This window comes from Rhodopseudomonas sp. G2_2311 (genome assembly GCF_047501505.1).
GTDB classification, from domain to species: Bacteria; Pseudomonadota; Alphaproteobacteria; order Rhizobiales; family Xanthobacteraceae; genus Rhodopseudomonas; species Rhodopseudomonas palustris_H.
The window spans coordinates 253,877-272,512 of the sequence record NZ_JAZDRK010000002.1; the positions used below are offsets into that span (position 1 = coordinate 253,877).

At 63.9% G+C, this 18,636-nt stretch carries 16 protein-coding genes; 7 read left to right on the forward strand and 9 right to left on the reverse strand.

Features of this window, described 5'->3' with window-relative positions; all coding sequences use genetic code 11:
* Positions 1-13: 13 nt before the first annotated feature.
* From VRZ08_RS04140 to VRZ08_RS04180, 9 genes are all read right to left on the reverse strand, one after another.
* Positions 14-580 carry a hypothetical protein gene (locus VRZ08_RS04140; RefSeq protein ID WP_414531654.1) on the reverse strand — a complete coding sequence of 189 codons (567 nt, stop codon included), beginning with the start codon at positions 578-580 and terminating at the stop codon, positions 14-16.
* 298 nt (positions 581-878) lie between these two features.
* Entirely contained in the window at positions 879-1,223 is a 345-nt protein-coding gene (locus VRZ08_RS04145; RefSeq protein ID WP_414531655.1) for a DUF2190 family protein, read from the reverse strand.
* Positions 1,223-1,480, reverse strand: a complete 258-nt coding sequence (locus VRZ08_RS04150) for a hypothetical protein (RefSeq protein WP_414531656.1) — start codon at positions 1,478-1,480, stop codon at positions 1,223-1,225. Before VRZ08_RS04150 ends, VRZ08_RS04145 begins: the two co-directional genes overlap by 1 nt.
* Before the next feature lie 2 nt (positions 1,481-1,482).
* Complete coding sequence (locus VRZ08_RS04155; RefSeq protein ID WP_414531657.1) at positions 1,483-3,342, reverse strand: prohead protease/major capsid protein fusion protein; 1,860 nt, start codon at positions 3,340-3,342, stop codon at positions 1,483-1,485.
* Positions 3,339-4,745: a phage portal protein gene (locus VRZ08_RS04160; RefSeq protein ID WP_414531658.1), complete on the reverse strand. Its 1,407-nt coding sequence runs from the start codon at positions 4,743-4,745 to the stop codon at positions 3,339-3,341. Before VRZ08_RS04160 ends, VRZ08_RS04155 begins: the two co-directional genes overlap by 4 nt.
* A gap of 412 nt (positions 4,746-5,157) precedes the next feature.
* On the reverse strand, positions 5,158-5,856 hold the full coding sequence (locus VRZ08_RS04165) for a hypothetical protein (RefSeq protein ID WP_414531659.1): 699 nt from the start codon (positions 5,854-5,856) through the stop codon (positions 5,158-5,160).
* Positions 5,857-7,240: 1,384 nt separating this feature from the next.
* Positions 7,241-7,750, reverse strand: a complete 510-nt coding sequence (locus VRZ08_RS04170; protein ID WP_414531660.1) for a hypothetical protein — start codon at positions 7,748-7,750, stop codon at positions 7,241-7,243.
* 26 nt (positions 7,751-7,776) lie between these two features.
* Positions 7,777-9,105 (reverse strand): hypothetical protein, encoded by a 1,329-nt coding sequence (locus tag VRZ08_RS04175; RefSeq protein WP_414531661.1) that lies wholly within the window; start codon positions 9,103-9,105, stop codon positions 7,777-7,779.
* 77 nt (positions 9,106-9,182) lie between these two features.
* Positions 9,183-11,585: a hypothetical protein gene (locus tag VRZ08_RS04180; protein ID WP_414531662.1), complete on the reverse strand. Its 2,403-nt coding sequence runs from the start codon at positions 11,583-11,585 to the stop codon at positions 9,183-9,185.
* A 490-nt stretch (positions 11,586-12,075) separates the two neighbouring features.
* Here VRZ08_RS04180 and VRZ08_RS04185 point away from each other — a divergent pair, with 490 nt between their 5' ends.
* The 7 genes from VRZ08_RS04185 to flgE all read left to right on the forward strand — a co-directional run bounded on the left by VRZ08_RS04185 (position 12,076) and on the right by flgE (position 18,634).
* A complete protein-coding gene (locus VRZ08_RS04185; RefSeq protein ID WP_263990478.1) occupies positions 12,076-12,774 on the forward strand; it encodes an RNA polymerase sigma factor in 699 nt (232 codons plus the stop codon).
* A 142-nt stretch (positions 12,775-12,916) separates the two neighbouring features.
* Positions 12,917-13,741: a flagellin gene (locus tag VRZ08_RS04190; RefSeq protein WP_011156207.1), complete on the forward strand. Its 825-nt coding sequence runs from the start codon at positions 12,917-12,919 to the stop codon at positions 13,739-13,741.
* A 60-nt stretch (positions 13,742-13,801) separates the two neighbouring features.
* On the forward strand, positions 13,802-15,517 hold the full coding sequence (gene fliD / locus VRZ08_RS04195; protein WP_414531663.1) for a flagellar filament capping protein FliD: 1,716 nt from the start codon (positions 13,802-13,804) through the stop codon (positions 15,515-15,517).
* Positions 15,517-15,909: a flagellar export chaperone FliS gene (gene fliS, locus VRZ08_RS04200; RefSeq protein ID WP_414531664.1), complete on the forward strand. Its 393-nt coding sequence runs from the start codon at positions 15,517-15,519 to the stop codon at positions 15,907-15,909. Before fliD ends, fliS begins: the two co-directional genes overlap by 1 nt.
* 95 nt (positions 15,910-16,004) lie before the next feature.
* Positions 16,005-16,304, forward strand: a complete 300-nt coding sequence (locus tag VRZ08_RS04205) for a hypothetical protein (protein WP_107346408.1) — start codon at positions 16,005-16,007, stop codon at positions 16,302-16,304.
* Between the two features lie 376 nt (positions 16,305-16,680).
* Positions 16,681-17,349 (forward strand): flagellar hook assembly protein FlgD, encoded by a 669-nt coding sequence (locus tag VRZ08_RS04210; RefSeq protein WP_107354133.1) that lies wholly within the window; start codon positions 16,681-16,683, stop codon positions 17,347-17,349.
* Positions 17,350-17,368: 19 nt separating this feature from the next.
* Positions 17,369-18,634 (forward strand): flagellar hook protein FlgE, encoded by a 1,266-nt coding sequence (gene flgE, locus VRZ08_RS04215; RefSeq protein ID WP_107354134.1) that lies wholly within the window; start codon positions 17,369-17,371, stop codon positions 18,632-18,634.
* The last annotated feature ends 2 nt before the right edge of the window (positions 18,635-18,636 follow it).

Genomic DNA, 18,636 nt, shown 5'->3' on the forward strand with positions numbered 1-18,636 from the left:
TATCCTTCGGTCTTTACTTCGCAAGAACTCGATAGAGCTCGTGAGCAATTCGGTTCGGCAGCTCCCGCTCGATCGTCGATCGAAAGGCGTCCGCAGATCTGCCGGAGATCATCTCCTCCGGAATGAATAGGCCGGAGCGCCCGCCCTCGATCGGCAAGCGGTTCTTGCCGATGCGCTTGTACACGTGGCCGCCCATATTGAGGGGCACCCGCTTCGGGAACGCTCCTCCCTTGATGAACGTATGAGGAAAGATCCTGCGCACGCCCCACGGCGCGGCGCTGACGCCGCCTTTCGTCTCACGGGCGCCGAAATGCTTAAGGCGAATGTTTCCGCCTTTGGAACGGATGACGAAGTCGCCGCCGTTGAACGCCTTCTTGGACGCCACCGCGCGACGTATGGTCTTGCCCTTCAACCCGGTCTGTGGAACGAGGACGCGGCGCATCTGCGTGAGCGCCTTTGCACCCGTATGGTTGACCGCGCGCACCAGCACCACGGTGCGCGTCTGGCGGCCTACAGATGCGAACGTGCGCGCCATTCGGCTGACGGACGAGGTGTCGTACTTGATTTCGAGAACTCTCACCGCAGCCTCCCTTTCCGACGCTTTCCGGTTGCTTAAGGAAGAGGATGCCGGCCGCGGGTTGCTGAGCCGCGGCCGGCGAACGCGCTTGGAGGCACGGAGGAGGACCGTGCGGGATCTGCGCCGTGTGGGGGCCAACCCACCCCTGACCGTGTCGCAACGCGCCTGATATCTTCAGGTGGCGGGAGCGCGTTGGACTGAAAGACTGGCCTAGCCTTGCACCGTCACCCGCCGCTTGGACGTTCAGCCGGTGCTATCGACGCACCGACGCAACTCTTCGACGTTTGATCGCCGGCAGCGATCAGACACTGAGGCGCACGACGCCGCTTGCCGACGGATTCGCAGCAGCCGCGACAGCGTTGCCGATCAGGGTGTGTGCCGTGGCGGGCGTTCCGCCGTCGTCCTTCGCGGTGGTCGCTTCGCCGTTGGCAGCGTCCCAATAGATCGCCGCCCCGACGGTCCAGGCCTGCGCGCTCTTCTTCGGAAGGCTGAATACGCCCTCGGTCGAAAGCACCACGTCAGAGCCGCTGTCAGCGTCCGCATTCGCGACGCCGAACAGCGATCCAACGAGCACGCCATCACCTGATAGGACGTCCGACGGGGCAGGAACGGTGATGCTGTCACCGGGTTGAACGAAGTTCTTCATCAGTCAAATCCCTTGCTGAACGATGGAAGGAAGGTGTGGACGCGGCGGGGATTGCATTGCCGATCATACTCAGCGATCAGCTCGCGCAGCCGCTTCACGTTCGAGGCACCGAACTGAACTTCGTGGTCCTCGAACTTCACCGACACGGCGTTTTCACCGGCGGCGACCCGCAGCTCGACCTTGCGAAGCGCTTTGGCGACTTCGCAAGGGTTGCTGGTGTCGATCAAGACGCCGCCGATGGTCACCATGTCGGTCATGATCAGGCCCCGGCGTTGGAGTAAGCGCCGCGGAAGTCGACCGCGCCGGCGGCGAAGTCGAGCCCGGCCGCGACCTTCACGGCCTGCGTGTCAAAGTCGCGCTCGGTGCGAACCTGCGGACCTTCGGCACCGCCGACATAGCCAAAGACCACCACAGGTGCGCTGCCGGGCGAGGCGAAGATGTACCAGCGATTGTCGGTGATCTCCGCGTCGACGATCAGTTCGGCGAAGCCGGCCCAGACGTTCACATCGGCGGACTTGGTGGCCATGATCGCGGTGAGCAGCTGGCGGGCAGCGACTTCGCGGGCTGGGCCCACCACCAGGTAAGCCGGCTGGAGGTTGAGCGCGAGACCATCGAGCGACTTCTGTCTGCGAAGTGCCACCACCGCGGCGCTGACGTTGGTGCCGTCGAGCACCGTGCCCGCCGCCGCTTTGTTGCCGTGATCGGTGTGGAACAGCTCCTTGCCGTCGGACAGGTTGCCGTTAGCCTTCAGCACCCCGTACGCGATCCGGTTTTCATCGACCGCCGCACGCATCGCGATCATGCTGGAGAAGTCCGACAGCGCAGACAGATCATCGTTGATCAGCGCGCGGCGCCCGATCGCGATGCCGGTGCCGTATTCTTTGGCGGCAACCTTCTCGGCGTTCTCCGAGATACTGCCGTACTTCACCTCGCCGTTCTCGGCGATCTCCTTAAACGCGGGGAAATCGCCGACGCGAAGGAATTGATGGTCCTTGAAATCGACAAACGGCTTGCGCGCCGCCCATTTGCGGTACGTCGGCGCAGCGATTTGATACTGCGCCAGCAGCGCCTTGTTCGCCGCTGCCGCCAGCAGCAGTGGGAAGTCGCTGGTGCTGTGCGCGCCGACTGCACGCTGCAGCAGCGCGTCCTGATCGCGGAGGTTGAGCCGATCGCCGTTCGCGGTCGCCAGTTCGCCGACCATGTCGAGAATCCGGCTGCCGCGATATTCGATCGCGCGGCCTTCGATCTTGCACAGGGCGGGCGCCAGCCGATGCGCCAGCGCATCGGCCATCGCCGAGCGGATCGCGACCGGATCGGTGTGGTCGGTGATGATCGTGGCGCCGGTGCTGCGGATCGAGTTCGCCGCCACCGATCGCTGCGCCATCGCGGCGAGCGCCGCAGCGCGGACGGTGTCGAGCTGGGCCTCGTTGTCGATGTGCTGGTTCGCCCAGGCATCGCCGAGGCCGGCGGTGTTGGCGATGCTCCGGATCTCGACGTTGATCGCCGCGCGGGTCATGGTCTGTGCCGGCGTAGTGGTCGGGGCCGGCGGCGGGATGGTCACCGCCGGCGGCGGATTGGTGATGGTGGTCTCGGGTTCCATGATCGGAAGGCTCCTGGTAGTTGCGACCTGATCGGCCGGAATGGCGACGAGGGAGGCTTCGAGCACTTCGAAGGCCGTCGCCACCTTCTCGCGCCGCTTATTTCTCGTGTTCATGCGCTCCGCCCAGGCGGTCACGCGATATCCGATCGACACGCCGAACTTGACGCCGTCGCCCAGTTCGGCCGCAACGCGCTGCGCCATCGGCGAGTGGCGCGACAGTCGCGCCAGGCCGATCAGCTCGCCACGTATCAGTTTGACGTTGCTGACTTCGCCGAGACGGCCGTCGAGTGCGAACCGATTGTGATTATCGAGCAGCGGCAACAGCGGCGGCGCCATCGCGCCCCGAAGATCGAGCACTTCGTCGAAGGCGCCGGCGTTGTCGTACCGCTCGACGGAGCTTCCGGCCGACAGCACCAGTTCGAACGTGCGCCGCTCCGCGTTCCAGCTCGATGCGCGGATGGGCGCCTCGCGCGTCAGAAGGTCCGGCGACGGCGCGTTGCGGGTTAGCGTCATCGTCATGGTTGATCCTCGCTCGCCGACGCGATCAGCTCGGCTGCCGTCGGCTTGGGTTTGGCGGTGAACACAAGCCCGAGGGCGTCAGCGCGCGCCTTGTCGGCGGCGATCTCAGCGTCGAGCGCTTCGATGTCGAGGCCGCGGCTTGCCACGGACTCGCGGCGGGACATCAGCCCGCCCGAAATGGCGTCGAGCTCAGCCTTGACGTCCTTGGCGGGGTCGACCCACTGCTGCTTTGGCGTGATCGCCTTCATCGGCAGCGCCGCGGCAACCGTACCGGTGATACGGCCGGACAACACCTCAAGGGTCGCCCAGCGCCGCCACACCGGCCGGATGAGCTGGAATGACACCACGCCGTGTTGCGTCGCTTCGATCCGCCGCCGCCATTCCACCAGGCCGGCGCGGATGCTCGAATAGTTCACGTCCGATAGGTCGCCGGTCATCACCGCCGCCGGCACGCCGAGGCCGACCGAGATTTCGCGTTCGGTGATCTTGGCGAAGTCGATCACTTCCGCGCCGATGTCGGCGGGCGTCGAAAACTTGATGTCCTGTCCAGGGTCGAGAAACTTGATCGTGCCGGGCTCCAGGCCTCCGATCAGCGCTGCACCTGTTTGTTCACCTTCGAACGGTGCGCCCGTGCCGCCGCTGTTGGTGACGAAGCCGGCGAGAGCCGCGGCCACCCTCTGGCGCACGAGCTGCGAGTCGCGCCAGCTATCGAGATCGGCGATCCGCAGCAACACGGGAGCGAACCAAGAGATCCCGCGGACCTGACCGGGCACCTCGGGGCGGAACATGTGCACGACGTCTTCCGCCGGGACGCGCGTGGCGTTGAGCGGCAGATGCGCGAACGGCATACCGGGCCGTTCGGGCAGAATGTGGTAAGCGACCCGGCGGCCGATGGCGTCGAACTCGACGCCTTGAACGATGCGCCGGCCACCTTCCAGTTCACGGTTGAGGGACGGATCGACTTGCTCCGGATCGACCAACCGAACACGCAAGCGACCGTCGATCGTGCCGAGCACCGCGAAGGCTTCACCGTCGATGACCATCCGGCGAACCATTATCGCCTGCAAGCCATAGAAATCGGTCAGCCCGTCCGCGTCGGCGTCATCGGTCCAGTTTTCGAATGCGAGGTTGAGCGCTGATCGGATGGACTGATCGGCATGTGATGATTGCGGTTTGATGCCGGTGCCGATCAGGCCGGACACCCACGCCTCCACACCGGACGCCGCCAGCGGATTGCTGCCGGCGAGATAGCGCGCACGTCGCGCCAGCGGCCCACGTGCGGCGTGCATCGCGGACAACATAACCGGCATCTCGGATTGACCGCGCCAACGGCGCCCGCCGGCCGCGCCATCGTACGCGCGGGTGATGAGATCAGTGAATTTTCGCAGAGCGGCTTTTAGCATTCCCGCAGCGTTTGCGAGAAACGGCTGCGTCGCAACGGCTTTTCGAACTGCCGAGCGTTTTAGTCGGACCCTTTGGGTGACGGAGGGTGATTATGGGTGACGCTGGGCGATCGAAATCAGAGGATGATCCACAGCGCCGCTACTACACTGCTGAGGCGCCCCCGCGCCCCCTTCCCGCAGGGCTGCCGAGGTGTGAACCCTCGCAGGGGAAAAGGCTGATCATGCCGGCGACTGTCGGCTCGGCAGAGAATTAGTTCCGAGCAGGAACCAATTCGGTCCAACCGAGCGAGCTATGCAAAAGCTGCAGAAACAACCACTTCTAGCACTTTGATCTTAGCTCTAAATTTGATCTCAGCGAGCGAAATTTCGGGGTCGCCTCGACCCGCGATCGGCCTTGGCGGGAAAGGACCCGTCAAAGCAGCCGGCCCGTGGCCTCGCCGGTCGGCACCGCAGCGAGGTGGTTGACCAGGGTCAGGCCGGTCCAGAACATTACGCTGGAGCAGCGCTTCGCGAACCCGAGGCGGCCGATGATTAGCGAGAACATGGTCTGAGTGAGCATGACATCCGCCCCGGTCGAATCGCACCATGTGCGATAGGCTGAGTAGAGTACGCTCGATTGCACCTGCGCCCCGGGCCGCCGCGCCGTCGCCGCAGCGAGGAAGCGCTTCACCTGATCGACATTGGCTTCGCCGGCGCGCGAAGCTCGCGCGGCCGGCTCGTCTCCCGCCACCGCAGGCAAGCCAATTTGGCGCCAGAATTTCGCCGCGGCTCTCCGGCCGAAGATTAGACGGCATTCACGCAAGAGCGTGAGCCGATGTTGCGCGAACAGATCGATCAGCTCGCGGTGGACTGCTGCTGAGTGAGTGCAGTTCGCGAGCACGCACACCACCAACGCTTGTTGTTCGTTCAACCAGAATTCCGCGTCGGCGGTCCGTTTGCCGGGTGCTGGCGCACCAACGAGCTGACCGTAAGCAGCGAGCTCGACCCGGTGCCGATTGATCAGTTTCCGGATCTCGATCGGCTTTCCAATGCCGAGCGCGCGCGCCAGCCGCAGATCCGCCACCCTCACGCTTCCTTCGATGATTTTCAGATCGTCCGTCGTCAGCGTCATTTCGCACCTACCCAAGCAGCCAAATCATCATCTCCTCAACAAAGCAGATTCGCTTAGCTCAGGGAGGCCTCGCCTGCCTCTTGCGATAGTTTGCGATAGTTATGAGATAGTTAGTTGTCGTGGTAGAAAGGTAGTTTGAGAGATATATGAGATAGTTACTTGTAATTGAGAGACAGTAGAGCGGGTAGAGATAGTTTTTCCGTAACGCGCATGAGAAATTGTTCGCCAAGCTATGAACGACGCTGGCACTCTCCCATGCCCCTCTCTCACGCGTATACGCGCGCGCGAAACTCTCTCCACTCTCGCAACGACAAGAAAACGCATTGTGTCGCAATGACATCCGGCGAGAGACAGTTAGTTGCGTACTCCCGCAAACCCCCGCGACTATCGGTTGCCGATCTGCAACAGGTGGCGGGAGATCGGTAATTGGTGGTGGTCTTCGCCACCGTGAGAGGGTTCGGACCGCCGCCACGCCGATGCGCGGGGGAGCGGGGGACGCGCCCGTGAGGCTGCGCCGAGAGATTTGCCCCATGGCGGGGCAAATCAAATGCGGGCCAGCTCCAATCCTGATGGGGGTTTGCGCCACCGTGGCGCGAACCACGATGCGACCGATCTTTTCCACCGTGGAAAAGATCTTTCCGCGCAGATCGAGGGCCACCAATCGCAGAGGTTTTCGCCACGGTGGCGAAAACCCCCGATAGGTTTGCATCACTTTGCAGCAAACCTCCAGCCGCGTCTGAATGGGCCGCCGCTCGTCCGCGATCACCGGATGCATGGGTTTCTCCCAAACTGAGAAGAACCACTCCAAGTCGAGCGGAGGCGACGTCATGGTTCGCCTCGCTGGTGAACGATCACGACGCGCCGGAAATCGGGCGTGGCACTGCGCCAGGCGTCCTCAAGCTCCATTCTTGCTTGCCAGCTCACTTGGGAGTCTCAACATCGATCGTCGGCGGCTCAGCTTCGCTGAGGCAAACAGGATCAATCAGCTCGCTGATAAAGCGCCTACGAGCCCAGGGGCTTGCGGCCGTCCACGCGCGTCGAAGACCCCGAATTGCTTCCAGATCGTTGGATATCGAAAACCGATTTGGCGGGCATTGGTGCTTGCTCACGACAGCACCAAACAGTTTGCAATCAACCATCTAACCCATTGAAAAGCCGTCCGCAGCTTCCTACCAAGTTTGCAGTTTTGCCGCGTTGAAACAAACGTGCATGCTAGACTACGAATCTGGGGGTCAGAGGTTCGAATCCTTTCGGGCGCGCCATTTCGAATTTTCCCGAACTCAAAATTTGACTAGGCGGCGACACGCCGTGCACTCGCGCGGTCCAGCGCAGCGCGGGGCCGGCCCAGCGCGCCGACCTGCGTCCGAACGTCCGGGTAGGTCTGTCAGTTGAGACGGGTGCTGCGCGGCTCCGCGGGCATGCTTTCGCAAGCGATGGCGTGCGATAGGCGCCAGAACATCCGGGCGAGACGGGTGAAGGCGATCAGATCGCGCTGTGGGGCCTCGATGTTCGGCGGCAGCGTGACGGTCTCGATGTCGAGGATCTGATCGAACGGCGCGGCGTCGCCGATCGATTGCGCGATCACCGAAACGCACGGCCCATCATCTTCGGCCTCCTGGGCGGTGGTGGGCGCCAGCCCCGGGTACTGCAGCGGCGCGTAGTAAAACTGATAGGCGCCGTGGCCGATCTGCTTCACCACATCGCTCTGCAGAGTCAGCGGGCCGCCGAAACAGATCAGTCGCGACTCCTGCAATTCCTCGGGCTCAAGCTGCTCCAGATCGCGGAGTTCGAGATCATCACTAACGGTCAGTCCGGGATTGTGCTCGCGCAGCAGCGCGGCGAGCGCCGGCCGGTGTTCGGCATTGGCGGCGAACAGGATCAGGTTTTTCAGCATGACGAGCTCCTGGAGGTGAAGGCGACCTAGCGACCGCGAGCGATCAGGGAAGGGGTACCGGCGTCTTGCCGATCGAGCTTGGCGAAGAAGTCGTGCGGGATCGGCTGGCCGGGCACGATCTCCGCCACGCGCAACCGCGCCGACGTTGCCGCTTCGCGAGCGAAGTCGACCTCATCTCGCCAGGCGCACAGCATCAGTTCGAGCCGGCCGAATCCGCCATTGTCGGCTGCGAAGGCGCTTGTCGTGGTCTCGACCGTCGTGGCCACCACCCGGCTGTCCGCGGCCGCGATGTCCCGCAGGATGACCGCAACCCCGTCGCCGGAGGCTTGATGTGAGGTCATCACCACCAGCGCGTCACGTCCGCCGGTGCGGCCGGCACGGCGTGCGGTACGCACCAGCGATGCGAAGCCGGGATCGGGGCCGAGATCGGCCGCGGTGCCGGGCAGGTCGTGAACGATCGTCGCCGAGGGCTGCGCCGGATCGCCGTGCAGCGTGTGATAGCTGCGCGGCAGCCACACCGTGTCGAGCGCGCTGCGCGACAGCGCAAGGCTCCAGGCTTGATCGAGCAGATAGCCGTCCCAGACGGTGGGGTGGGCCTTTGCCAGCCGCCGCCAGCCGAGTAGCAGCGCTTTCGCTGCCTCTGAACGTCCGAAATACAAGGTCCGCGCCGACAGTTCCCAGCGATTCCATCGGTGCAGGGCGACGTCGCAATCGAGCTGCGCCGGCAGGAACGGCGGCGCCTGCAACAACGCGCCGGCCTCGATATAGAGCAGCGGTTCGGGAAACTGCTCCCAGGCCTGCAGGATGAACTCGGCCTTCTCGTAAGCGAGCAGACGGTCGTCGCATTCGCTCATCAGCGGGCTGATGTGCGCGGCGAGGCCGAGCGACTGAGCGGCGTGCTGCAGCGGCCAGACCAGATCGTCGCAGCCGTGCTGATAGCAGGACACGATCCGAGGCCGGGCTGTCTCGGACGCATCGGCCGCGAGCGTCTCGGCGTCGCCCACTCCGCCCCACCACATTTCGTGCGGGCCCTCGGCGCCGCATGGTCCGACGGTGCCGAACTCGGTGAGTTTGGACTTGAGGAAATCGAAGTCGGGATTTTCCCCGAACGGCAGCACCACCACGCAATCGCGCGGCAGCGCGCTGCAGAACAGCTCGGCGCCGGCGCCGCTCATCGGCTCGATCACGATCACCAACGCGGCGTCGGGGTCCGGCGTTTCGCCGGGGCGTTGCAGCTGTGCGGGGCCCGCGCGATTCGCCAGCCAGTCCAGCCGTCGCCGCTGCGACGTCCCGAGCCGCAGTCCGGTTGTTTGCAGCAGGTTGGTGAGTTCGGCGGAGGGGGAGGTCGGCATCATGGCGCGCTCGTTGAAGGCATGGTCTGGACTTCAACGCACCAGGTCGCCGGATCAGGCGCGGCCGGCCCCCGGATCCGCTAACCGCCGAGCGGGGTGATTGCGACGGTATAGATGGTGATGCCGTCCGCCGGCTCGACCGGTATCAGCAGGCAGCCGTCGTCGTCTGGGGCGAGGTAGTGCCGTCCGCTGCGGGTCAGCCCGGCGGCGCCAAGACGGTCGGCTGCGACCGGCGCGAACGCTTCGGTGCGCATCGCCTCGGCGGCGGTGCCGCCGCGCTGGATCATCACGCCGTCGATCACGCCCTCCCGCGCCAGCCGCCCCAACGGCACCGCGATCATGGCGATCCGCATCGCGCCAGACAGCGGAATGCGCAGGCGCAGGTCGCCGAAACCGGTGCGCAGCACCGACACTTCCTGCAGCGATCCTGCGCCGTCCGCACCGAACAGACCGATCCGGACCGAGCCGTGAGGCCGGTCGCCGACCATCTCGCCAGGAAGCTGGCCAGCGCCGAACAACGCATACAGATAGGCATGCGACGGCGAGCGTGCGGCGAAGCTGCCCGCCATCCACATCGGCGGCGGCGACAGCGCACAGGTTGTCGGCAGGCCCCGCAGCACGATCTGGTCGCCGATCGCGGCGCTGTGAATCATGGGCGCGAGCGTCTCGGTGCCGAGATTAACGTCGTGCTGAAATGAGCCGAACAGCGCCAGTTCTTCTTCGTCCGGCAGCAGCAGCAGGCGGCCGAGCGTCGCCGCCGCGGCGCGCGCGGCGACGCCGGGATCCTGATAGGGATCGAGCCCAACATCGCGGGCGACACCGCGTGCGGCCGACGCGTAGGTCAGCACCCCCGCTTGAATCTCGGATGTCACCTCGATCTGCGCGGGCGGCCGCGGATCGGGTTCGCGCAGCACGTGACCGTCCGCATAGTCGCGCACCGAACCGTCCGCCGAGCAGCAGATCTGCTCGAACATCGGCGCGTTGCGGATCAGCGTCCGATTGAGATGCGGCGTCAGAACGAGGTCGTCGATCAGCCCGGAAACGGTGTCCTGCTCGGCGAGGTCGTCCCACGCGTCGCCGAGGGCGAGCAGATAGCAGCCGTGAACGCGCAGCTCGAGGCCAGCGAGTTTGAATACGCGGCTCAGCGCCTTCTGCACGCTGGCCGAATAGCCGAGATCGACCAGCAGCAGATCGGTGCAATCGTCGAGGTCGGGAATTTGCTGCCGGATGTAATCGAGCAGGCGGCCGCGTAGGCCGGCTGCGAGCGTTTCGATCTCGTGTGGCTCGATCAGGCTTGGCAGAGCGTCGGCCAGCTCGATGCCGGTGGCGATTCCGCCGTCGCAGCGTCCAAAATAGTCCGCCAGCGCCAGCGGCAAGATTTTGAGCATGTCCTGCAGCTTCGCCGCGTCGATCCTTGGGATCTTGCGGATCAGTTCGCAGATCGGCCCGATTGTATCGGCCGAGGCAATCAGGCTGACGCGGCGATTGATCTCCAGATAGGCGGCGGGCTCGCCGCGGGTCTGTTGCCACAGGCGGTGCGACAAGAAGCCGTCGCGGCCGAGAAACCCGATCGCGACACGGCGGCCATCGGCTGCAAGTTTGGCGCTGCGCGTCGCCACGAATTCGTCGAATGCCGTCAACACCGGTCCGACCACCGTGGCGCCGAGATGATGTGCCGCAGATTTTTCGGCACTGCGCGCCGCCACCATCCGCCGCAGCGTGCGTGCACCGTGGTCGAGCCGCGTCGGCTGTCCTTTGAACATCAGCTGCTGCAACGAATCTTCGCGCAGCAACCGCGTTGCGAGCCGCGGGCCAGCTTGCGGATAGTGCCGTGGGCGGATGCCGTGCCGCTTCGCGCCGCGAACGTCGGCATGCTCATTGTCGCCGATGTGGCACGCGGAGCTTGCGTCGATACCTTGTTGGCGCAGATAGGTCGCGAATAGATTTTCTGCCTTGCCGCTGCCATGGTCGCAAGACGCGTACAGAAAATCCCACGTCAGACCCGGGCTGCAGGCGCGCAGCAGCCGGCCCAGCTGCTCCGTATTCCAATAGGTATCGGAGATAAAGCCGACACGATTCCCGGTGCGGCGGCGCGCGCGATATTGCTCGAGCATGTCCGGATTGATTCGGCACAGTTCGAGTTCGGCGCTGAATTCGGCCTCGATCAGGTGGTCGAGATCTTCGCGCTTCAGCCCGAACAGCCGGAAGGGAAAGCGCGCGTAGATCTGGTCGATGCTGATTTCTGTCGCCTGTCCCCGCGAACGCGCGGCCTCGCGGACACGCGACTCGGCCAGGATGCGATGCTGGACGAAATGTTCAGACATGTTCGGACACAGAGTCGAAACACGCGACAGCTGATAAGTCCGCTCGAACACGCCGGTCGGCGTGGTACAGGCGCGGATCAGAAATGTATCGAAAACATCGAACGACCAGGCGAAACGATTCTCGGCGCGTGGTGTGTGAGCGATAGAAACAAAAGACATAAGGCGAAACTCAATTGTTTGCCTTTGTTCAACGGACGCATGGTACAAATCAGGCGCGTCGATACAGAAAGTCGTCGTGCGATCAGTTGATTGCTTTCACCGAGAACTGACAGATTCGAACATGTGTGATCGTCGGATCGATGAGTTGGAAATTTCTGCGGGCGGAGATGCCGCCTTTGTCGACAGTTCTTCGGCGAATTGATCGCCCCAAGGTCGCTCAGCGGCGGCTTCGACTTTCTGCGCTTCTCCGTCCTACCACCAGTCCTGCTGTCCTGACGCCGTCGTGGCCGCGCGCGGCGCGCGGAGCGGCTGTTTGCGGCTCGTGGCCGCGACCAGGGCGGCAAATTTTGCCCGGCGGTGGGCAAATTATTCCATCTAAGTATCTGAAAAAATTGCAAAATCTAGCGCCTGATCGGGAGCGGTGGCGCGTTCAACTCGATGAGCCCGCGTTGGCGGAGTTTTGCCGGGGCTGCGAGTTGGAGGATGCGAGATGAATGGCGCGCTCGATGTTTTGGCCCCCGCCGAAGTCATAGTCGCCGCGACTGCCCCGGCTGATAACGAAGCGTCGGACATGCAGCCGGTCGAGATCGTGCTCGATAGTCCGCCGGTTAGTGCCGAGATGGTGTTCGACGAGGATGCCGATCTGCTCGACCGGCTTGCGACCGACGACGAAGCGGCCTTCAGGATGCTGGTCGAGCGGCACATCGACCGCGCTTATTCGATCGCGCTCCGCATTCTCGGCAATGCAGCCGATGCCGAAGACGTGGTGCAGGACACCATGTTGAAGGTGTGGACGCATCGCGGGCGCTGGCAGCACGGCCGCGCCAAGTTCTCAACCTGGCTGTATCGCGTCGTCAGCAATCGCTGCATCGACCTGCGCCGCAAGCCGCGGACCGAAAACGTCGAAGCTGTCCCCGAAGTGGCGGATACTCAGCCGGATGCGGTTCGCGTGATCGAGCGCAACGAGCTCAGCAATCTGCTCGAAGCCGCGATGCAGCGGCTGCCCGAACAGCAGCGGATCGCGGTGATTCTGTCGTACCACGAGAACATGAGCAACGCTGAGATCGCCGAGGTGATGGACACCACCATCGCCGCTGTGGAGTCGCTGCTTAAGCGCGGGCGTCAGCAGTTGCGCGCGCGGCTCAGCGGCGACGAGTCCGAGCTGCGGGCGGCGTTTACCGATTTTTGACCATAACTTTCGCTGCGTCCGCGCTGGTCGCCTGATCGCGGCCGGTCCCTCCGTTTGAGCACTCAGACGGGGACGATCCCGCGTCGTCAGGTGTCATCGCCGCGATGCGGCGGGTTATGCCGTTCAGCACAGGAGCCTTGATATGCCCGCGATCTCGACCAACACGGCGGCCAACTCTGCGGTCCGCTACCTCAACATCAACTCCGCCCAGGAGACCAGCTCGCTGTCGAAACTGGCGAGCGGCTCGCGCATCACCTCGGCGTCCGACGACGCTGCCGGCCTTGCGATCTCGACGCGGATCTCGTCCGACGTTACCACGCTGCAGCAGGCCGCCACCAACGCCTCGCAGGCGGTGGCGATCCTGCAGACCGCCGACGGCGGTGCGTCGAACATCAGCGACATTCTCGCCCGGATGAAGTCGCTGGCTTCGGAATCGGCCTCCGGCACCACCACCGACTCCAGCCGCGCCTATATCAATTCGGAATTCTCTCAGCTCTCGAGCCAGATCGATTCGATCGCGAGCGGCACCCGCTATTCGAGCCAGAGCCTGCTCGACGGCACCAGCGTATTCGCCTCCGGCGTCGCCGTGCTGGTCGGCACGCAGAGCAGCGACTCGATCACAATTACGCTGTCGAACCTGAAGGCTTCGACGCTGGGTGTGTCGACGCTGGACGTCAGCAGCCTGTCCGGCGCCACCACGGCGCTGAGCGCGCTCGATACCGCGATCAACACCGTATCGTCGGCCCGCGCCAGCATCGGCGCGCAGGAGTCGCGGTTCAATTTCAGCGCCGACTCGATCTCGACCCAGACGCAGAATTTGCAGTCGGCGAATTCCGCCATCAAGGACGTCGACATCGCGGCCGAGCAGGCGAAACTGTCGTCCGCCGAAGTGAAGACCCAGGCGGCGGTGTCGGCCGAAGCCGCGGCGAACCAGATGCCGCAATATCTGCTGAAGCTGCTCGGCTGATGACGTCTATCCGGGCCGGCACCTGCCGGCCCGGCCTCCTCCTGTGATCGGACTTTGGTCATGACCTCGGTCAGCAGCACGACGTCGAGCACCGCCACGACCAGCAGCACGAGTTCGTTGACGTCGTCATCTGGCGCCTCGGTGACGACCTCGGGCAGCTCGACCACCACCAGCGTCGACTGGGATTCGCTGATCGCCTCGGCGGTGAACGCCAAGCTCGCCGCGGCCACTTCGATCTCGACCAAGATCACCGCCAACGAGGCGAAGATCTCGGCCTATCAGACGCTGCAGACCGATCTCTCCAAGCTGTCGTCGGGATTGTCCTCGCTGGCGACCGCGGTGGTCAATTCGCTGGCCACCAACGTGTTCGCCACGCGTGCCGCAACGCTGTCGTCGACCGGCGATGTCAGCGCCTCCTCGGCGCTGTCGATGAGCGTCAGTAACGGTGCCGCGACCGGCGACCATACGCTGACGATCAGCCAGATCGCTACCGCCCACAAGGTGATGGGCACGACGCAGTCCAGTCAGACCGACGATCTCGGCTATTCGGGCGTGTTTTCGCTCGGGCTCGCGGGCGGATCCACCGCAGACATCACCGTCACCAGCACGATGTCGCTGCAGGATATCGTCGATGCGGTCAACGCGCAGACCTCGACAACGAACGTCGAGGCGTCGATCGTCCAGGTGTCCTCCGGTGCCTACGAAATGGTGCTGACCGGCACCAAGGACGCGGCCGATATCACCTATTCGAGCAGTTCCGGGACAGACATTCTGAATTCGCTCGGCTTCACCGACAGCTCCGGTGCGTTCGCGAACGTGCTGCAAACCGCCCAAGCGGCGAAGTTCTCGCTCGACGGCATCTCGATGACGCGGGACACCAACGACATTACCGACGTGCTCGCAGGCGTCACCTTCAATTTGCTGCAGGCGACGCCGACCGGCTCGGCCATCAACATCAGCATCGGAACCGACACCAGCCAGATCCAGTCGGCGCTGACCACCTTCGTCACCAATTACAATACGTATCGGGACGAGGTGATCGCGCAGCAGGCGACCAACTCCGATGGCACGGCATCGGACAGCGCGGTGCTGTTCGGCGACGGGACCATGCGCGATATCACGACCCGGCTGGAAGCCGCACTGAACACGACGGTAGGCGGGCTGTCGATGAGCGACCTCGGCCTTTCGTTCAACGATCAGAACGAGCTCGAACTCGATACGAGCACGCTGTCGACGATCCTCTCGACCAATCTCAGCGGCGTCACCAAGCTGCTGTCGGCGCAGACCACCACGTCGTCCAGCCAGCTCAGCGTCGTCAACACCGGAACGTCCCCCCAGTCGTTCACGCTGGATCTGACCGTTGATTCCAGCGGAACGCTGAGCAGCGCTTCGGTCGGTGGCGACAGTTCGCTGTTCACGATCAGCGGCAACACGATCATCGGCGCGTCCGGCAGCATCTACGCCGGCATGGCATTCACCTATACCGGCACCACCTCGCAGTCGATCACCGTCACGTCGACATCGGGCATTGCCACGCAAATGTACCAGATCGCCAAGACGGCCTCGGCCAGCACCGGCTCGCTGCAGACGCTGATCACCAATCTGCAGAGCCGCGACAGCGAGCTGCAGCAGCGGGTGGACGACATCACGGCCGCGGCTGCCACGTTCAAGGCGCAGCTGCAGACCCAATACGCCAAATACCAGGCGGCGATCGCGAGCGCCGACAACACGATGACCTATCTCAAGGCCCTGCTTAACGCCAGTTCGAGTAATTGATGACCCAGAATGCAATGGCGCACCGCGCCAATCAGGCTTATCGCGGCACCGCCGTAACCGTTCCTCCGCTGAAGGCCGTGGTGATGTTGCACGGCGGCGCCATCACGCTGCTGCATCAGGCGATCGAGGCGCAGGAGGCACGCCGATTTGAGCATGGCCACGATTGCCTGGTGCGGGCGACCGCAATTCTCCGCGGCCTGAGCCATCATCTCGATTGCAACCGTGGAGGCGCCGTCGCCGAGCGGCTGTATGAGACCTACAATGCGCTGGTGCTGGCGGCGCTGCGGTCCTATGGCAGGCCGCATGCCGCCGCCAACCTGCGGCGGATCATCGCGAGCATCGCCGAGTTGCGTGAGGCATGGGAGTATGTCGCGGTGACGACGCGGCGTTGATGACAATGATCCCCGTAATCGTCTCCACCGAAAACGGATTTCCGGCGGCACGCAATTGCTTTAAGAGGGAGGTGGTAGCCCTCGGCGAGCACAGCATGGACGTTGCGGAACTCGAAGACCTGATCGATCGGCTGGGGGAAGATCCTTCCCGCTGGCCCGATGATCGGCGTCTCGCCGCGGAGAGATTGCTGCAGGAGTCCGCCGCCGCGCGCGCTCTGCTGGCCCAGGCGCGTGCCGTCCGAGAGGCGCTGTCCGCGCCGCCGGTTCGGGCCCCGGCGGGCCTCGCCGACCGGATCGTTGCGGCTGCGATGCGCGCCGAAACGGCCAAGACAACCGCCAAGACCGAGCCTGCCGACGATCGCGCTCCCTCCGAGCCCGCGACTCCCCACGGCTAAGCACGCTCTGTTGCTCCGCCTGATTCTGGCGCGACCATTCCAATGAGCTGCCTCCGAATCAGCCAGCGCGGCGATGAAGTCGGCGCTCCAATTCATCCAACGTCTTTGAACTGATCCAGATGCTGCGCCGCTTCGTCAGCGGCGCGTATCGTCATTTGCCGCCTCGTACGCATGCTGATCGTGCCGGCGCAGCTCCGTCACGTCCTGCTACAGGCAAATTCTGCCGAGCAATCAAATCGTTCTGCCGCCGCGAACGCGCGCCTGATTTGGCCGCCTCGCCCGTTTGATCAGCAGACCACCTCGCGATCACCACAACGACGATCACCACACGACCCGAGTCCTCCGCCGCATCCGGCGAAGACAGGATGGCTGCGCCATGACCACGATCTCCAGCGCCGTATCGACGGCCGCCACCACGACCAGCACGACGAGTTCGACCAGTTCGGCGTCTTCGTCGCTGAGCTCGAGCGATTTTCTCAGCCTGCTGGTCAGCGAACTGCAAAACCAAGATCCGCTGAACGCGACCAGCACGACCGATTTCATCAATCAGCTCACCTCCTATGCCAATTTCAGCCAGCAGCAGGAGATCAACTCCAGCATGACGTCGCTGGCGAATTCGTTCTCCAGCCTGGTGACGCTGAATTCCGTCAACTACATCGGCCACACAGTCGAGGCGAAGACCGACACGGCGACGCTGACGGGCGGCTCGGCGACTTTCGGCTACACGCTGTCGTCAGCGGCCTCCGATGTGTCGATCAGCATCAAGGACTCATCCGGCAACACGGTATGGAGCGGCACCGGCTCCGGCAACGCCGGCTCCAACAGCTTCACCTGGGACGGCAAGAATTCGAGCGGTACCCAGCTCGCCGATGGCGGCCAATACACCATCTCGGTCACCGCGACCGATTCAGCCGGCAACTCCGTCTACAAATATTCCACCGTGAGCGGCACCGTGACCGGCATCGACACCTCGTCGAGCACGCCGGCCCTGCTCGTCAACGGCGTGTCGGTCAGCGCCAGCAACATCATCGGCGTTTCGTCCTGAGTGCCGCCGGAGTAGTATCATGAGTCTCACCGGCGCGCTTTCCTCGGCGATATCTGCGCTCAACGCGCAAAGCCAATCGTTGTCGATGATCTCCGACAACATCGCCAACTCCGACACCACCGGTTACAAAACCACCTCGGCGATGTTCAGTCAGCTGGTGACGGCGTCGAGCAGCGCGACGTCCTACGCATCCGGCGGCGTCACCGTGGCGGGGCGCGCCAACATCAGCCAGCAGGGACTTCTGGCTGCGACCAGCAATGCGACCGATGTTGCCATCCAGGGCTCCGGCTTTTTCGTCGTGTCGGACCAGACTTCGGGCGGCACAACGTCTTACACCCGAAACGGCGCGTTCTCGATCGACAACGCCGGCTATCTGGTCAATAGCGGCTATTACCTGGAAGGTTGGCGCACCGATGCCGACGGCAAGATCGTCGGCGACGCATCGTCGGCGACGCTGTCGCCGATCAACACCAACGTGGCCGCGACCAGCGGCAGCGCCACCACCAAGACCACCTTCGCGGCCAATCTGCCGGCGGATGCGGAGACGGGCGCGACTTATTCGAGCTCGATGACGGTGTACGACTCGCTCGGCACCGCCAACTCGATCCAGGTGACTTGGACCAAGACGGCGTCGAATGCCTGGACGGCAAGCTTCGCCAATCCGACGCTGTCGTCGAGCACCAGCACCACCACCGGTACCACCTCCGGCTCGGTGTCGCTGACGTTCAACAGCGATGGCTCGCTCGCGTCCACCAGCCCCAGTCCGCCGACGATCTCGGTGTCCGGCTGGACCAACGGTGCCGCAGACAGCACGATCTCGCTCGACCTGGGAACGGTCGGTAAGACCAACGGCCTTACCCAATATGCATCGGGTGAAGCGACGCCGACCATCAACGTCACCAGCATTTCATCCGACGGTCTGCCTTACGGCAAATTGAGCAGCATCGCGGTCGGCGATGACGGCACGGTCAATGCGACCTATTCGAACGGACAGACCATCGCGATTTACAAGATCGCAGTCGCGACCTTCAAGGATCCCGACGGCCTCTCGGTGAACAGCTACGGTATCTACTCGGCGACTGCGGCGTCTGGCGATGCATCGGTTCAGACCTCCGGCAGCAACGGGGCAGGCAAAATCTACGGCAGCGAACTGGAATCCAGCACCACCGACACCTCGAGCCAGTTCGCCAGCATGATCTCGGCGCAGCAAGCCTATTCGGCAGCCTCGCAGGTGATCACGACGGTGAACAAGATGTTCGACACCCTGATCTCCGCGATGAGGTAGCC

Bases quoted from the DNA above. Each gene is read 5' to 3' on its own strand.
- VRZ08_RS04145 (WP_414531655.1), bottom strand. From the start codon at position 1,223: ATGAAGAACTTCGTTCAACCCGGTGACAGCATCACCGTTCCTGCCCCG.
- VRZ08_RS04150 (WP_414531656.1), bottom strand. From the start codon at position 1,480: ATGACCGACATGGTGACCATCGGCGGCGTCTTGATCGACACCAGCAAC.
- VRZ08_RS04155 (WP_414531657.1), bottom strand. From the start codon at position 3,342: ATGACGATGACGCTAACCCGCAACGCGCCGTCGCCGGACCTTCTGACG.
- VRZ08_RS04160 (WP_414531658.1), bottom strand. From the start codon at position 4,745: ATGCTAAAAGCCGCTCTGCGAAAATTCACTGATCTCATCACCCGCGCG.
- VRZ08_RS04165 (WP_414531659.1), bottom strand. From the start codon at position 5,856: ATGACGCTGACGACGGACGATCTGAAAATCATCGAAGGAAGCGTGAGG.
- VRZ08_RS04170 (WP_414531660.1), bottom strand. From the start codon at position 7,750: ATGCTGAAAAACCTGATCCTGTTCGCCGCCAATGCCGAACACCGGCCG.
- VRZ08_RS04175 (WP_414531661.1), bottom strand. From the start codon at position 9,105: ATGATGCCGACCTCCCCCTCCGCCGAACTCACCAACCTGCTGCAAACA.
- VRZ08_RS04180 (WP_414531662.1), bottom strand. From the start codon at position 11,585: ATGTCTTTTGTTTCTATCGCTCACACACCACGCGCCGAGAATCGTTTC.
- VRZ08_RS04185 (WP_263990478.1), top strand. From the start codon at position 12,076: ATGAATGGCGCGCTCGATGTTTTGGCCCCCGCCGAAGTCATAGTCGCC.
- VRZ08_RS04190 (WP_011156207.1), top strand. From the start codon at position 12,917: ATGCCCGCGATCTCGACCAACACGGCGGCCAACTCTGCGGTCCGCTAC.
- fliD (WP_414531663.1), top strand. From the start codon at position 13,802: ATGACCTCGGTCAGCAGCACGACGTCGAGCACCGCCACGACCAGCAGC.
- fliS (WP_414531664.1), top strand. From the start codon at position 15,517: ATGACCCAGAATGCAATGGCGCACCGCGCCAATCAGGCTTATCGCGGC.
- VRZ08_RS04205 (WP_107346408.1), top strand. From the start codon at position 16,005: ATGGACGTTGCGGAACTCGAAGACCTGATCGATCGGCTGGGGGAAGAT.
- VRZ08_RS04210 (WP_107354133.1), top strand. From the start codon at position 16,681: ATGACCACGATCTCCAGCGCCGTATCGACGGCCGCCACCACGACCAGC.
- flgE (WP_107354134.1), top strand. From the start codon at position 17,369: ATGAGTCTCACCGGCGCGCTTTCCTCGGCGATATCTGCGCTCAACGCG.